The sequence below is a fragment of the Streptomyces sp. NBC_01775 genome (assembly GCF_035917675.1).
Lineage (GTDB): Bacteria > Actinomycetota > Actinomycetes > Streptomycetales > Streptomycetaceae > Streptomyces.
Genome location: NZ_CP109104.1, coordinates 5,661,750 through 5,675,975, shown reverse-complemented (window position 1 = coordinate 5,675,975; position 14,226 = coordinate 5,661,750). Strand labels below are relative to the sequence as shown.

The window sequence follows — 14,226 nt, the reverse complement described above, 5'->3', positions numbered from 1 at the left end:
TCACGTACCCCTGGGGGCGTCTCCCCCACTAAAATCGAGTTACTTAACGGTAATTAGCAATCCGCTGGCACGCTCTCTTAAGGAGTGAGACCCCTTGGCGTCTGATTTCGACCTCTACCGGCCGTCCGAGGAACACGACATGCTCCGCGACTCGGTGCGTGGGCTCGCCGAGGCGAAGATCGCTCCGCACGCCGCCGAGGTGGACGAGGAGGCGCGGTTCCCGCAGGAGGCGCTGGACGCGCTGGTGGCCAACGATCTGCACGCCGTGCACGTCCCCGAGGAGTACGGCGGCGCCGGGGCTGACGCGCTGGCCACGGTCATCGTCATCGAGGAGGTCGCCCGGGTGTGCGGCTCCTCCTCGCTGATCCCCGCCGTCAACAAGCTGGGCTCGCTGCCGGTGATGCTCTCCGCCTCGGACGAGCTGAAGAAGCGCTACCTGACGCCGCTGGCCAAGGGCGAGGCGATGTTCTCCTACTGTCTGAGCGAGCCGGACGCCGGTTCGGACGCGGGCGGCATGAAGACCAAGGCCGTACGGGACGGCGACAGCTGGGTCCTCAACGGCGTCAAGCGCTGGATCACCAACGCGGGCGTCTCGGACTACTACACGGTGATGGCCGTCACCGACCCGGACAAGCGCACCAAGGGCATCTCCGCCTTCGTCGTGGAGAAGGACGACGCGGGCGTCTCCTTCGGCGCCCCGGAGAAGAAGCTCGGCATCAAGGGCAGCCCGACCCGCGAGGTCTACCTGGACAACGTCCGCATCCCGGCGGACCGGATCATCGGCGCCGAGGGCAGCGGCTTCGCCACCGCCATGAAGACCCTCGACCACACCCGCATCACCATCGCGGCCCAGGCCCTCGGTATCGCGCAGGGCGCCCTCGACTACGCCAAGGGCTATGTCCAGGAACGCAAGCAGTTCGGCAAGCCCATCGGCGACTTCCAGGGCGTGCAGTTCATGCTGGCCGACATGGCGATGAAGATCGAGGCGGCCCGCCAGCTCACCTACGCGGCGGCGGCCCGCTCCGAGCGGGTCTCCCAGGGCAACGAGAAGGAAGACCTCACCTTCTTCGGCGCCGCAGCCAAGTGCTACGCCTCCGACGCGGCCATGGAGATCACCACGGACGCCGTCCAGCTCCTCGGCGGCTACGGCTACACCCGCGACTACCCGGTCGAGCGGATGATGCGGGACGCGAAGATCACGCAGATCTACGAGGGCACCAACCAGGTCCAGCGCATCGTCATGGCGCGCAACCTGCCGTAGGCCGTAGGCACGGCTTCGCCAACCGCCCTGGCCCGAGTCCAGGTGCCGGGTCCGCTCGCGGCCAACGCCGTCCGGGCGGTGCTCCGGCCGGTCGAAGACAACGAGGAACGCCCCTGCCGGGAATGGCAGGGGCGTTCCTTCGCAGGGAGGCTCTCTCCGGCGTCAACGCCCTTGACTCCTAAGTGGGTTGAACCGATTCCGTCTACGCTCCGTTCAGTTGACCGCTGGTGGTTCCCCAGTGGTTTCCCCCCACAAGGAGATGACAAGTGCCCGGAAAGTACCGCTTAAGCGGCAGAACGCGCACCGCAGTGGCGACCGCGGCGGCGACAGGTCTCGCCCTCACCGCTCTCGCCTTCCAGGCCGACGCCGGAGGGGTCGAGGACGACACCGTGAAGTCCGCGTCGGCCGCCGGCGAGGTTTTGTTCGACGACTTCAACTACAAGGATCACGCGGACCCGAAGCTCGCCGAGAACGGATGGACCGCGCGCTCGGGCGAGGGTGGCCCCGGCGTCCCGGGGGCGACCTGGGCGGCGGAGAACGTCACCTTCGAGGCCGACGCCGGCAACAGCGTGATGAATCTGCGCACCACCTCGGCCGGAACGCCCGAGAGCACCAAGCAGAGCGAAGTGTCCACCAAGGACATGAAGTTCAAGAACGGCACCTACGCCGCCCGGGTCCGCTTCGCCGACGCCCCCGGCTCCGGTCCCGACGGTGACCGCCTGGTGCAGTCGTTCTTCACCATCAACGAGCTCAAGGCGCCGATGGACGACGGCTACGGGGAGTACGACTTCGAGTATCTGCCCAACGGCGGCTGGGGGGAGACGGAGCCCACCCTCTTCACCACGTCCTGGGAGACCTACCGCCCCGACCCCTATGAAGCCGTCAACACCCACTCCACGGCCCGGCAGAGCTTCGACGGCTGGCACGACCTGGTGCTGACCATCGACGACAAGAACATCACGTACTACGTCGACGGCAAGCAGGTCAGCCGGCACGGGGCGGACTATCTGCCGGAGCAGCCGATGTCGATCAGCTTCAACCAGTGGCTGATCGACCTCGAGGGCCAGCCGGAGACCCAGGACCGCGGCTACGACGAGAAGGTCGACTACACCCTCCACGTCAAGGACCAGGTGCTGACGCCGGCCCAGGTGCGGGAAAAGGTGGACGGATACCGGAAGTCGGGCACTCGTTTCACGGACACGGTCCCGGCGGCGAAGTAGTGAAGCAGTGCTGTGTGCTGTCGGGGCGCTGTCGTGGGTGCGCTGTCGTGAGTGCGCTGTCGTGAGTGCGCCGGCCCGCCTTCGAGTACTCCGTAGCGCCCGGTAGGGCCCCGGCGCGCGACAGCCACCGCAGCACGCGGGGCCGGGCCCTGACACACCGGGCCCGGCCCCGCACGTCAGGCCCTCAGTGCCCCAGGTCGCAGCAGCTGTCGCGGCGCAGCTGGCGGCTCACGTGCTCCCAGTGCTCCTCCCGCGCCTCGTGCGCGCGGGTGCCCGAGGTGCTGTAGGCGTCGATCAGCTCGGCCTGTTCGTAGGGCACTCCGCCGCGCACCGCCGTGACCGTACGGATCAGCGAGTCGAAGTCCGTCAGCGGGTCGCCGTCCACCAGCGTCAGGTCGGCCAGCTTGCCCTCCTCGACCGTGCCCAGCTCGCGCTCGGCACCGAAGACCTTCGCGGCCATCGACGTCGCCGTCCGCAGCACCTCGTGCGGCTTCAGCCCGGCCCGGTGCAGGGCGCGCAGTGCCATGTGCAGATGCAGCCCGACCGGCACCAGCGGCTGGTCGGTGCCCAGCGCGACGGATCCGCCGGCGGCCAGGACGCGGCGGTAGACGTCCGTCTCCACATCGAGGGTGGCCAGGTCCGCCTCGGTGGGCGGGGTGCCCGCCAGCTGCTTGACCGCGGTCACGTCCCACGGGGGCATGAGCTTGGTGACCCTGCGGTCCTCGGCCAGCTCGGGATGCGCGCCCACGAGCGGCGCCGCGGTGAACGGCGTCGCGATGAGGTGGAAGTCTCCTGGGGTGGTGTAGATGCCGATGACGTCCTCGTAGCTGTGCCCGGTCGCCGAGGTGGCGTGGCCGAACTCCAGCCGCTGGGTGGCCTGGAGATGGGTCGTCACGTCCTGGCCGATCTGCACGCCGGGGGTGCACAGATGGCTGCCGGAGCGCACGCCCAGCTTCTCGTGCGCGTACTCTGCGGCCTCCCGCATCATCGAGGCGGGCGCCCGCACGTACGTCTTGACGAAGTCCCAGTCCAGCGCGCCGGCCCGCTCCAGGGAGCGGCGCAGCCCCGCCTCGGTGCGGTGTGCCCTGCCCATGCTGTAGGCGACACGCGGCCCGTCCAGCAGTTCGCCGGTGGCCAGCAGCCGGGGCCCGGCGAGCTTGCCGGCCGCCACCGCCTCGCGCAGCCGGGCCTGTTCGTAGGCGAAGCCGCCGAGCGAGACGGCGGTGGTGATGCCGTAGGCGAGCTGCGCGACGGTCTGCCTGCCGCCGTAGGTCGTCTGCCAGGGGTGGGTGTGGCAGTCCCACAGGCCCGGCAGCACGGTCAGCTCCGAGGCGTCCACCCGGCGCTCGGCGCGGCGGCCCGCGCGGTGCGGTGCCACCTCGGCGATGCGCCCGTCCCGCAGGACGAGGTCGACGTCCTCGCGCACCCCCGGGCCCGTGCCGTCCCACAGCCGTCCGGCGTGCACGACGGTCTGCTTGGGCGCCGGGCGCCGCCAGTTCAGGTCCAGGCGCACGGTGCGGGCCTTGCCGCCGCCGTCCGCCACGGACCGCAGCCGCAGCTTGCCGGCCGACACGTACAACAGCGAGCGCGAATCGCCCGACCAGGAGGGGTGGTCCGCGCTCTCGTCGGACAGTTTGCGCGCCTCGCCGTCGGGGGTGCCGTCGGCGCGCACCGGCAGCACCCACAGCGCGGACTCGCTGACGGCGGCGATCCAGCGCCCGTCGGGGGACCAGACGGGGCCCGAGGAGTAGCGGTCCGAGAGCGAGGCGTGCGAGGCCAGCGGGTGCAGCGCGTCCTTCCCGCTCCCGGCGTCGAGGACGCGGATGAGGTTGTAGCCCTCGCGGAAGCGGTAGTTGAGCCTGTTGCGGTCGCACAGCGCGATGTGGCGCCCGTCGGCCGACCAGGTGGGCGGGCCCGGGATGCCGCCGCCGCCCAGCGGCTTGGCCAAGGTGCGCTCCTCGCCGCCCTTGAGGTCTTTGACGAGGAGGTTGCCCGCCATGTCCAGGCAGGCCAGCCGGGTGCCGTCCGGGGAGAGCGCGGGGTAGACCCGGCCTCCGGCGGCCAGCACCGTTTCCTTGCCCGAGTCCAGCTCTCTTCGCCGTACGGCCAGCAGCCCGTCGCGGTCGTCGCTGTAGAGCAGCGCCTTGCCGTCCCGGCTGAAGGAGGGCGCGCACACGTAGCGGGTCGCCGCCGCCTGCACCAGCTTGCGGGGGCGGCCCTTGCCGTCGGTGCGGGCCAGCCAGAGCGCGTTGACGGCGACGAACGCGGCGTGCTCGCCGTCCGGGGACAGCACGGGCTGCTGGATGCCGCGCACCGGATGGCTGCCGGGCGCCTCGAAGCCGTAGTCCTTGACCTGGTAGCGGGGCCGCTCCACGGGGAGTTCGGCCTCGAAGGGGATGCGCTCACCGGCCTCGGGGCGCGAGGGGCGCAGCAGCCGGAAGGTGCCGGAGACGGTGAGCAGCAGCGTCTCGCGGTCCGTCCAGCGCGGCGGCGCGGGCTCCAGATCGCCCTCGGTCTCCACCGCCTTCCCGTCCACGACCAGGGTGCACGACGCCTTCGGGGCCGGGGTCGTGCGCAGGTAGGCGAGCTTGCCGGAGGGCGAGACGGCGGGTGTCATCACCGAGACGCCCTCGGTGGGATCGGTGTGCTCCTCGCGTACGTCCCCGCTGCCGTCGGCGGCCACCGACACGACCGTACGGGCCTGGAGGACGGGCCCCGCCTCTGCGCTGACGACCTTGCCGCGCACGCACAGCACGCGCTCGCCGTCCGGGGACCAGGTGGGGTCGAAGTCCTCCCAGGCGCCGTCCTGGAGCGGCCCCTCCTGGCCCTCCTTGCCGGTGAGCCGGGCCAGCTCGCCGCTGCGCACATCCAGGACCCATACGCGGTACGGGCTGCCCTTGACGGGGTCGCCGCCGCGCTCGGAGGCGAAGGCCAGCCGGGTGCCGTCGGGCGACCAGGCGGGCCCCCGGTCGTCCCACGGCCCGTCGGTGCGCTGCCGCAGCCCGGAGCCGTCCGGGCGCAGGGTCCACAGGTGGAAGCCGCCGTCGCGGTAGGCGCACACGGCCAGCGTCTTGCCGTCGGGGGCCAGCACGGGGCGGGTGGGCTCCAGCCCCGGCGCGCTGATCGGCTTGGCCTTGCCCCCCGAACGGGGGACGGACCAGAGGATGTTCTGCATCTCGGCGATCAGCGTCCCGGCCTTGGGCACGAGGGTGGCGGCACCGTTGGTGGCCGCCGAGAAGGACAGGGTCCGGGCGCGCGCCGCGGCGGGCGCGGGGGCCGCCGGAGCCGCTGGGGCCGCAGCGGCGGCGGGGGACGGGGCGGTGAGGGCGCCGGTGGCGAGGGCGCCACCCGCGACGGCACCGGCCTGGAGGAGCCGCCGCCGGGCGAGGACGCCGCTCTCCGGCACGGTGGCGGTCTCCCGCACGGTAGCGGTCTCCGGCACGGCGACGCGCTCCGGACCCGGCGCCGTGACGGCCTCCGGCCCCGGAGCGGCGGCGGGCGTGGACACCGTGGGGGGCGGGGAATCGGGCGCCGAATCGGTGACGGGTGCGGGGGCGGGGGCCTGAGCGGGACGTGAACCGGATGCTTCCGAGGTGGCCAACAGTCCTCCCTGGACACGGGCGTGGGGGGGCGCCTGATGCTCGCGGGCCCCGAGGGGCGCGGTCAAGACCGCTTCGCCCTCGGGGAACCGCCGCAAAGGCGCCACGCCGTCCGGAAGGAACGCGTACAGGAACACGTACAGGAGCCGCGTACAGGAACCGCGTACGGAACGCGCGCCAGGACGCGCAACGAACCCGTACGGGATGCCGGCCGGGGAGGGTCAGCCGTCGAGCTGCTCGAGGGTGGCGATCGACGGGCCGCGCCGGGCCTGGATGCCGCGGGCCACGGCCTGCGCTTCGCGCAGCACCCGGACGGCGTTGCCCCAGGTGAGCTTGGCCAGGTCCGCCTCCGACCACTTCCTGCCGAGGAGTTCGGCCACCAGATGCGGGTATCCGGCCACGTCCTCCAGCTGGGCGGGGGTGAAGGGCGTGCCGTCGAAGTCGCCGCCGATGCCGAGGTGATCGATCCCGGCGACCTCCCGCATGTGGTCCAGGTGATCGGCGACGGTCGAGGCGTCCGGGACCGGGCGGGGGTTGTCCCGCTCGAAGTCCCGCTGCACCTTCCGGCCCTCCTCGCCCATCTCCAGAGGGCTGAGGCCGTGCGCGGTCATGTTCGCGTCGGCGGCCTCGTTCCAGGTCGCGGCCTCGTTCAGGACGAACTTCGGCACGAACGTCACCATCGCCACCCCGCCGTTGTCCGGCAGCAGCGCCAGCACGTCGTCGGGGATGTTGCGCGGGTGATCGCACACGGCGCGCGCCGAGGAGTGCGAGAAGATCACCGGCGCCTCGGTGACGCGCAGCGCGTCGCGCATCGTGGAGGCGGCGACGTGGGAGAGGTCGACGAGCATGCCCAGCCGGTTCATCTCGCGCACGACCTCCTCACCGAAGCGGGAGAGCCCGTCGGCGCGGGGCTCGTCGGTGGCCGAGTCGGCCCAGGCGAGCGAGTTGTTGTGCGTGAGCGTCATATAGCGCACGCCCAGCTGGTGCAGGGCGCGCAAGGTGGCGAGGGAGTTGTCGATGGAGTGCCCGCCCTCGGCGCCCATCAGCGAGGCGATACGGCCCTGCGCGCGTGCCGCCTCCATGTCCTCGGCGCTGAAGGCGAGCTGGAGGTCGTCGCCGAAGCGCGCCACGAAGGCCCGTACGACGTCGATCTGCTCCAGGGTGGCGCTCACCGCGTGGTCGCCGGTCAGCTTGCCCGGCACGTAGACGGACCAGAACTGCGCGCCCACGCCGCCCGCCCGCAGCCGGGGGAGGTCGGTGTGCAGCCTGTCGCTCTGGTCGGCGGCCAGGTCGAGCCGGTCGAGGTCGTAGCGCACCTGCTCGCGCAGCGCCCACGGCAGGTCGTTGTGCCCGTCCACGACGGGGTGGGCGGCCAGCAGCTCGCGGGCGGCCTCCAGGTGGGGGCCGGCTTCCGAACGGGGGCCGGGCGCGGGGCCGGGCGTCATCGGATGCCTCCCGGGTGACCGAAGCCGAAGCCGGTGTCGCCCGACACCTTGCCGCGCAGCCGCTTGCCCTTCTCGGCGGCCTGCTCGTTCAGGTCCTGCTGGAAGTCGCGCATCTTCTCCCGCAGCCCGCTGTCGTGCGCGGCGAGCATCCGGACGGCGAGCAGGCCCGCGTTACGGGCGCCCGCGACGGAGACGGCGGCGACGGGGACGCCCGCCGGCATCTGCACGATGGAGAGCAGGGAGTCCATGCCGTCCAGGTACTTCAAAGGCACCGGGACGCCGATCACCGGCAGCGGGGTGACCGAGGCGAGCATGCCCGGCAGGTGTGCCGCACCGCCGGCCCCGGCGATGATCGTCTTGAGTCCCCGGTCGGCGGCGTCCTCGCCGTACGCGAGCATTTCGCGCGGCATCCGGTGCGCGGAAACGACGTCGACCTCGTACTCGACCCCGAACTCCCCCAGCGCCTTGGCCGCCTCCTCCATGACCGACCAGTCCGAATCGGACCCCATGACCACCCCGACAAGCGGACTGGCACTGCTTGAACTGCTCATACGTCTCCTTGAGTGAGAGAACGCCCGGCGGCGCGGCGCCGGACAACGGGGGCATCGGACGGGAACCAGGGCAACGGGTGGGTGGACGGGAGGGGACAGCGGGGCCGCAACGCACCCGAGGACGGGCACAAGCGCGACCGGAGAGCGCCGCGCCGCACCGGCACGTCTCAGGGCAAGGGGCGGGCCGGCGGGTAAGAGCGCGCTCACTCCACGACCGTGCCGCGCAGGTACGCCGCCGCGTGGGCGGCGCGGGCGCGGACGTCGGCGAGATCGTCGCCGTACACGTTCACATGGCCCACCTTGCGCCCCGGCTTCACCGTCTTGCCGTACATGTGGATCTTCAGCTGCGGGTCACGGGCCATGCAGTGCAGGTACGCGGAGTACATGTCGGGGTAGTCGCCACCGAGCACGTTGGCCATGACGGTCCACGGCGCGCGCGAGCGCGGGTCACCGAGCGGGAGGTCCAGCACGGCGCGCACATGGTTGGCGAACTGCGAGGTGACCGCGCCGTCCTGCGTCCAGTGCCCGGAGTTGTGGGGGCGCATGGCCAGCTCGTTGACGAGCACCGCGCCGTCCCGCGTCTCGAACAGCTCGACGGCCAGGTGTCCGACCACGCCCAGCTCGTGCGCGATCCGCAGCGCCAGCTCCTGCGCGTGCACCGCCGCCGCCTCCGGGAGGCCGGGCGCCGGCGCGATCACGGTGTCGCACACGCCGTCGGTCTGGATGGACTCGACGACGGGGTAGGCGACGGCCTGGCCGTGCGGGGAGCGGACAACGCCTGCGGCCAGCTCCCTGGCGAAGTCGACCTTCTCCTCGGCGAGCACGGGCACGCCCGCTTTGAAGGGCTCGGCGGCGGACGGGTCGTCCGCGTCGCGTACGACCCACACACCCTTGCCGTCGTAGCCGCCGCGCACCGTCTTCAGTACGACCGGGAAGCCCGTGCCCTCCGTGGCGAAGGCGGCGACGTCCGCCTGGTCGCGCACGAGGCGGTTGCGGGGCACGGGGACGCCCATGCGGGCGAGGCGGTCGCGCATGACGCCCTTGTCCTGGGCGTGCACGAGCGCGTCGGGCCCGGGGCGTACGGGGATGCCGTCCGCCTCCAGCGCCCGCAGGTGCTCGGTCGGCACATGTTCGTGATCGAAAGTGATCACGTCACAGCCGCGTGCGAAACTCCGCAGCGTCTCCAGGTCGCGGTAGTCACCGACGACGACGTCGCCCACCACCTGCGCCGCGGAGTCCTGCGGAGTGTCTGAAAGGAGCTTGAATCTGATGCCGAGGGGGATGCCCGCCTCGTGGGTCATACGGGCGAGCTGGCCGCCGCCGACCATGCCGACTACCGGAAATGTCACGGTCACCAGGGTACGGGGCGAGGCGGGGCCGCTGCGGCGCGGTCGGGCCGCCCTCCCTGTCCCCGGCAGCCGCCAGGTGTGAGGTGCGCCTGACGAGACCCCCTGGTCGGGCGGCACGAGGGTTTCCGCCGCGGCACCGAGCACGAGCGGACCGACGCGGACCCTCCCGCGACGGATGTCACGTTCCGTATCGCCGTCACCGGCTGACCTGCCCGGACGCCGGGGCCCGCAGGCCGGCCCAGGGGGCCCGTGTGCGCGGCGGCGGGGCCGGTGAGACGATGGCGCGCCCGGCTGGGGCACAGCGGCTGCGGCAATCGCCCTACGGAACGTTTCTCCCGCTGGCTAGCATGGGGCAACGGACGACGTCGACCGGAACGGGGCTCAGCATCACTATGGGTGAATGGCGCTCAGTGCGCCCGCGACTTGAACGCATCGTGCGCGAACTGGCCAAGTTCGGCGCCGTCGGAGCGCTGGGCTTCCTGGTGAACGTCGCGATCTTCAATCTGTGCATCCACACGTTCCAGCTCGCTCCGATCCGCTCCGGCGTCATCTCCCAGGTCGTCGCCATCGGCACGAACTACGTGGGCAACCGGTACTGGACCTACCGGCACATCGACAAGAGCCGGGTCCACCGTGAGACTTCGCTCTTCTTCCTCTTCAGCGGGATCGCGCTGGTGCTGGAGAACGGCATCCTCGCCCTCTCGCACTACGGCTTCGGGTACACCTCGACGCTCGCCGACAACATCGCCAAGAACGTCATCGGGCTCGGCATCGGCACCGTCTTCCGCTTCTGGTCCTACCGCACCTGGGTCTTCCGGGTGGCGGCGTTCCACGCCGAGGAGGACGCGGCAGCCCAGCAGGAGGCGCGGCCCGGCCAGCGCACCAAGCGCGTGACGGGCAGCGGGGCGCGCGCTTCAGGACGTGGACGCCGGGTCGATGTCGGCGGCCTCGCGGCTGAGGAACAGCGCGAAGACCGGCGGCAACTGCTGAAGTAGCTCCAGCCGCCCGCCGTCGGCCTCGGCCAGGTCGCGGGCGACGGCGAGGCCGAGCCCGGTGGAGTTGTGGCCGCTGACGGTCCGCTCGAAGACCCGCGAGCCGAGTGCCTCGTCCACGCCGGGGCCCTGGTCCGTGACCTCCACCACCACCTGGTTGCCGATGACGCGGGTGCGCAGCGCGACCGTGCCGTCACCGTGCATCAGCGAGTTCTCGATCAAGGTGGCCAGCACCTGCGCCACCGCACCCGGGGTGCCCACCGCGCGCAGCCCCGTCTTGCCGGAGCGCACTATGGCCCGGCCCTCGCTGCGGTAGGCGGGCTTCCACTCCTCTATCTGCTGCTTGACGACCTCGTCCAGGTCGAAGCTGACGGCCGAGCCCGAGCGCGGGTCGCGGGAGTTGGTCAGCAGCCGCTGCACCACGTCGGTGAGCCGCTCGACCTGTGCGAGCGCGATGGTCGCCTCCTCCTTGACCGTGGCCCGGTCCTCCGGGTCGTCGGTGTCGGCGGTCGCGATGATCTCCTCCAGCCGCATGGACAGCGCGGTCAGCGGCGTACGCAGCTGGTGGGAGGCATCGGCGGCCAGCCGCCGCTCGGCGGTGAGCATCCGCCCGATCCGGTCGGCACTGGCGTCCAGCACATCGGCCACCCGGTCCAGCTCGGGCACCCCGTACCGGCGGTGCCGGGGGCGCGGGTCGCCCGAGCCGAGGCGCTCGGCGGTCTCGGCCAGATCGGTCAGCGGCGCCGCCACCCGGTGGGCCTGGCGCACGGCCAGCACGGCGGCGGAGATCACCGCGAGCACCGCGACGGCCATGATGATCAGCAGGGTGCGGCCGACCTCGGCGCGCACCGTCGAACGGGGCTCCTGCACGGTGACGCGCTCACCGTGCGCGCCGGTCTCCCGGGCCTGGACGACGTCGCCGGACGGCTTGCCGCCCACCTCGATCGGGGCCCGGCGGCCCGGCATCTCGACGCGGACGTAGCGGTCTCCGGACGCGGTGACCCCGATCGACTCGGGCGTCACCCGCTCCCCCGCCACGACCCGGCTCTCGACGGTGGAGACGAGGCGCACGGCCTCGGAGCGGACGTTCTCCCGGGTGCTGTTCTCGATCGTGCGGGACTCGACGATGACGAGCGAGACCCCGAAGACCGCGACGACGACCAGGACGACGGCAAGGGTGGACAGGATGAGCCGACGGCGCACGTGCCGGCTTTCCTAGCTCTTCTCGAAGCGGAAGCCGACGCCGCGAACGGTGGCGATGTAGCGCGGGTTGGCCGCGTCGTCGCCGAGCTTCTTGCGCAGCCAGGAGATGTGCATGTCCAGCGTCTTGGTCGAGGACCACCAGGTGGTGTCCCACACCTCGCGCATCAGCTGGTCGCGGGTGACGACCCGGCCCGCGTCGCGTACCAGGACCCGCAGCAGGTCGAACTCCTTCGCGGTGAGCTGGAGCTCCTCCTCGCCCATCCAGGCGCGGTGGGACTCGACGTCGATCCGTACCCCGTGGGTGGCGGGCGGCGGGGTGGGCTCGGCGGGGGTGCCCCGGCGCAGCAGGGCCCGCACCCGCGCGAGCAGCTCGGCCAGCCGGAAGGGCTTGGTGACGTAGTCGTCGGCGCCGGCGTCCAGGCCGACGACGGTGTCCACCTCGTCGGCGCGCGCCGTCAGGACGAGGACGGGAAAGGTGTGGCCCTCGTTGCGCAGCCGGCGGCAGACCTCCAGCCCGTCCATGCCGGGAAGTCCCAGGTCGAGCACGACCAGGTCGATGCCCTCCCGCAGCCCGGCGTCGAGCGCGGTGGGGCCGTCCTCGCGCACCTCGACCTCGTAGCCCTCGCGGCGCAGAGCGCGTGCGAGCGGTTCCGAGATCGATGCGTCATCCTCGGCGAGCAGTACACGAGTCATGTACCGATGGTAGTCCGCGTGGCCGAGCGTAAGGGGCAGACGGTGCGCTCCCCTGGGTCACCTGGTGATTACCGGGTGGGATGGGTATGTCACCATCGAATAGGCGGGAAGGTTGCGGACTTCACCTGTGATGTATGTCGCAAGCGCTTCCGTAGGGGCGACGAGTGTGACATATGGTGAGTGCATACAAGTAGTGAACGTCTAGGACTCCTGGCGCACAGCACACCGGCCAGGGGTCCTTTTACGTGCACGGGTCCCCCACGCTTCCCGTAGCGCAAGGCAAGGAACACGCATATGGCGCCCAGCCTGACGAAGGACCGCCCCGGCGACACCGGCGGCAAGACCTTCCTCGGCCACCCACGAGGTCTGGCCACGCTCTTCATGACGGAGATGTGGGAGCGCTTCAGCTTCTACGGCCTTCGCGCTCTGCTCGTCGTCTACCTCGTGGCGGGCGGACCCGACGCGGGCGAGGGCGGAGCCGGGCACCAAGGCGGCGGCCTCGCCATGGACCTGGCGACCGCGACGGCGATCTACTCCGTCTACAACGCGATGGTCTACCTGCTGACCATGCCCGGCGGCTGGTTCGGCGACCGCGTCTGGGGCCCCCGCAAGACCGTGGCGGTCGGCGCCGGCATCATCATGCTCGGCCACCTCACGCTGGCGATTCCCGGCGAGGCGTCGTTCTTCATCGGCCTCGCCTTCGTCGCCACCGGCTCCGGCCTGCTCAAGGCCAACATCTCCAAGATGGTCGGCGACCTGTACAACGGCCCCGACGACCCGCGCCGCGACGGCGGCTTCACGGTCTTCTACATGGGCATCAACATCGGCTCGTTCTTCGCGCCGTTCGTGATCGGCACCGTCGGACAGACCGTCAACTGGCACCTGGGCTTCGCCCTCGCCGCCGCCGGCATGGCCCTGGGCCTGATCCAGTTCCTGTACGGCTCGCGCCACCTGGACCCCCGCAGCAGCCAGATTCCCTCGCCGCTGTCCGAGCGGGAGCGCTCCGGGGTGCTGCGCAAGTCGCTGATGTGGCTGATCATCGCCGTCGTCTTCTACGGCATAGTCGTCGCGACCGGGACCTTCACCCTCAACTGGGCGATGATCCCGCTCACCGTCCTCGGACTGATCATCCCGGTGGGGGTGCTGGTACGGATCAAGCGCGACAAGGACCTCACCCAGGCCGAACAGGGCCGGATGACCGGCTACATCTGGTTCTTCGCGGCAGCCGCGATCTTCTGGATGATCTACGACCAGGGCGCGTCGACGGTGCAGGCGTTCGGCGACGCGAAGACCTCGACGTCGATCCTGGGCTGGCACTTCCCCTCGACGTGGTTCCAGTCGATCAACCCGCTGTTCATCATCCTGCTCGCGCCGCTCTTCGCCTCGCTGTGGCTGGCGCTCGCCCGGCGCGGCAAGGAGCCGTCGACCACCGGGAAGTTCGCCTTCGCGCTGGTGGTGACGGGGCTGTCCTTCTTCGTCTTCGTCATCCCGATGGGCATGGCCACCGGCGGCACGAAGGTCAGCCCGATGTGGCTGGTGCTGATCTTCCTGATGCACACCATCGCCGAGCTGTGCCTGTCCCCGGTCGGTCTCTCCGTCACCACGAAGCTGGCTCCCGCGAAGTACGCCAGCCAGCTCATGGGTGTCTGGTTCCTCGCCGTCACCGCCGGGGACAGCGTCACCGGCCTGCTGGCGATCGGCGGCGCCGACCTGAGCACGACGGGGGTCGTCGCCGTCGAAGCGGCCCTCGCCGCCCTCGCGGGCGTCGCGGTGTTCATGTACCGCCGCCAGATCACATCGACGATGAGCGAAGTGAAATAGCCCGCCCTCGCTCAGCCCCAATTGGTCCGCCCCCTTCTTCGGCCTCTGGCCCGAGTCAGGGGGCGTTCCCTTGCCTCCTTCCCGCCGTCGCG

The 14,226-nt window shown here is 71.3% G+C and carries 9 protein-coding genes and 1 pseudogene; 4 read left to right on the top strand and 6 right to left on the bottom strand.

Annotated elements, in window-relative coordinates; all coding sequences use genetic code 11:
• Window positions 1-94 precede the first annotated feature (94 nt).
• Together OHB04_RS25385 and OHB04_RS25380 are read left to right on the top strand one after the other, a co-directional pair.
• Complete coding sequence (locus tag OHB04_RS25385) at window positions 95-1,261, top strand: acyl-CoA dehydrogenase (RefSeq protein WP_326689957.1); 1,167 nt, start codon at window positions 95-97, stop codon at window positions 1,259-1,261.
• A 410-nt stretch (window positions 1,262-1,671) separates the two neighbouring features.
• A pseudogene (locus OHB04_RS25380) lies at window positions 1,672-2,481 on the top strand (glycoside hydrolase family 16 protein); the annotation flags it as partial.
• Between the two features lie 184 nt (window positions 2,482-2,665).
• On the opposite strand, the gene OHB04_RS25375 reads toward OHB04_RS25380, so the two are convergent.
• The 4 genes from OHB04_RS25375 to OHB04_RS25360 all read right to left on the bottom strand — a co-directional run bounded on the left by OHB04_RS25375 (window position 2,666) and on the right by OHB04_RS25360 (window position 9,425).
• Window positions 2,666-5,923, bottom strand: a complete 3,258-nt coding sequence (locus OHB04_RS25375) for an amidohydrolase family protein (protein WP_442815106.1) — start codon at window positions 5,921-5,923, stop codon at window positions 2,666-2,668.
• A 378-nt stretch (window positions 5,924-6,301) separates the two neighbouring features.
• Window positions 6,302-7,525, bottom strand: a complete 1,224-nt coding sequence (locus tag OHB04_RS25370) for a dipeptidase (protein ID WP_326808389.1) — start codon at window positions 7,523-7,525, stop codon at window positions 6,302-6,304.
• Window positions 7,522-8,076: a 5-(carboxyamino)imidazole ribonucleotide mutase gene (gene purE, locus OHB04_RS25365; protein WP_326689955.1), complete on the bottom strand. Its 555-nt coding sequence runs from the start codon at window positions 8,074-8,076 to the stop codon at window positions 7,522-7,524. The genes OHB04_RS25370 and purE overlap by 4 nt, the downstream gene beginning before the upstream one ends.
• Before the next feature lie 203 nt (window positions 8,077-8,279).
• Entirely contained in the window at window positions 8,280-9,425 is a 1,146-nt protein-coding gene (locus tag OHB04_RS25360) for a 5-(carboxyamino)imidazole ribonucleotide synthase (RefSeq protein WP_326689954.1), read from the bottom strand.
• Between the two features lie 392 nt (window positions 9,426-9,817).
• Here OHB04_RS25360 and OHB04_RS25355 point away from each other — a divergent pair, with 392 nt between their 5' ends.
• The gene (locus OHB04_RS25355) at window positions 9,818-10,420 is read left to right on the top strand and encodes a GtrA family protein (protein WP_326692896.1); all 603 of its coding nucleotides are present in this window, start codon (window positions 9,818-9,820) and stop codon (window positions 10,418-10,420) included.
• On the opposite strand, the gene OHB04_RS25350 is transcribed toward OHB04_RS25355, so the two are convergent.
• On the bottom strand, window positions 10,340-11,620 hold the full coding sequence (locus tag OHB04_RS25350; RefSeq protein WP_326689953.1) for an ATP-binding protein: 1,281 nt from the start codon (window positions 11,618-11,620) through the stop codon (window positions 10,340-10,342). The two genes, OHB04_RS25355 and OHB04_RS25350, sit on opposite strands and share 81 nt — an antisense overlap.
• 12 nt (window positions 11,621-11,632) lie before the next feature.
• Complete coding sequence (locus OHB04_RS25345; RefSeq protein WP_326689952.1) at window positions 11,633-12,313, bottom strand: response regulator transcription factor; 681 nt, start codon at window positions 12,311-12,313, stop codon at window positions 11,633-11,635.
• Between the two features lie 294 nt (window positions 12,314-12,607).
• Here OHB04_RS25345 and OHB04_RS25340 point away from each other — a divergent pair, with 294 nt between their 5' ends.
• A complete protein-coding gene (locus OHB04_RS25340) occupies window positions 12,608-14,134 on the top strand; it encodes a peptide MFS transporter (protein ID WP_326808388.1) in 1,527 nt (508 codons plus the stop codon).
• Window positions 14,135-14,226 lie beyond the last annotated feature (92 nt).

Bases quoted from the DNA above. Each gene is read 5' to 3' on its own strand.
- OHB04_RS25370 (WP_326808389.1), bottom strand. From the start codon at position 7,525: ATGACGCCCGGCCCCGCGCCCGGCCCCCGTTCGGAAGCCGGCCCCCAC.
- OHB04_RS25355 (WP_326692896.1), top strand. From the start codon at position 9,818: ATGGGTGAATGGCGCTCAGTGCGCCCGCGACTTGAACGCATCGTGCGC.
- OHB04_RS25340 (WP_326808388.1), top strand. From the start codon at position 12,608: ATGGCGCCCAGCCTGACGAAGGACCGCCCCGGCGACACCGGCGGCAAG.
- purE (WP_326689955.1), bottom strand. From the start codon at position 8,076: ATGAGCAGTTCAAGCAGTGCCAGTCCGCTTGTCGGGGTGGTCATGGGG.
- OHB04_RS25345 (WP_326689952.1), bottom strand. From the start codon at position 12,313: ATGACTCGTGTACTGCTCGCCGAGGATGACGCATCGATCTCGGAACCG.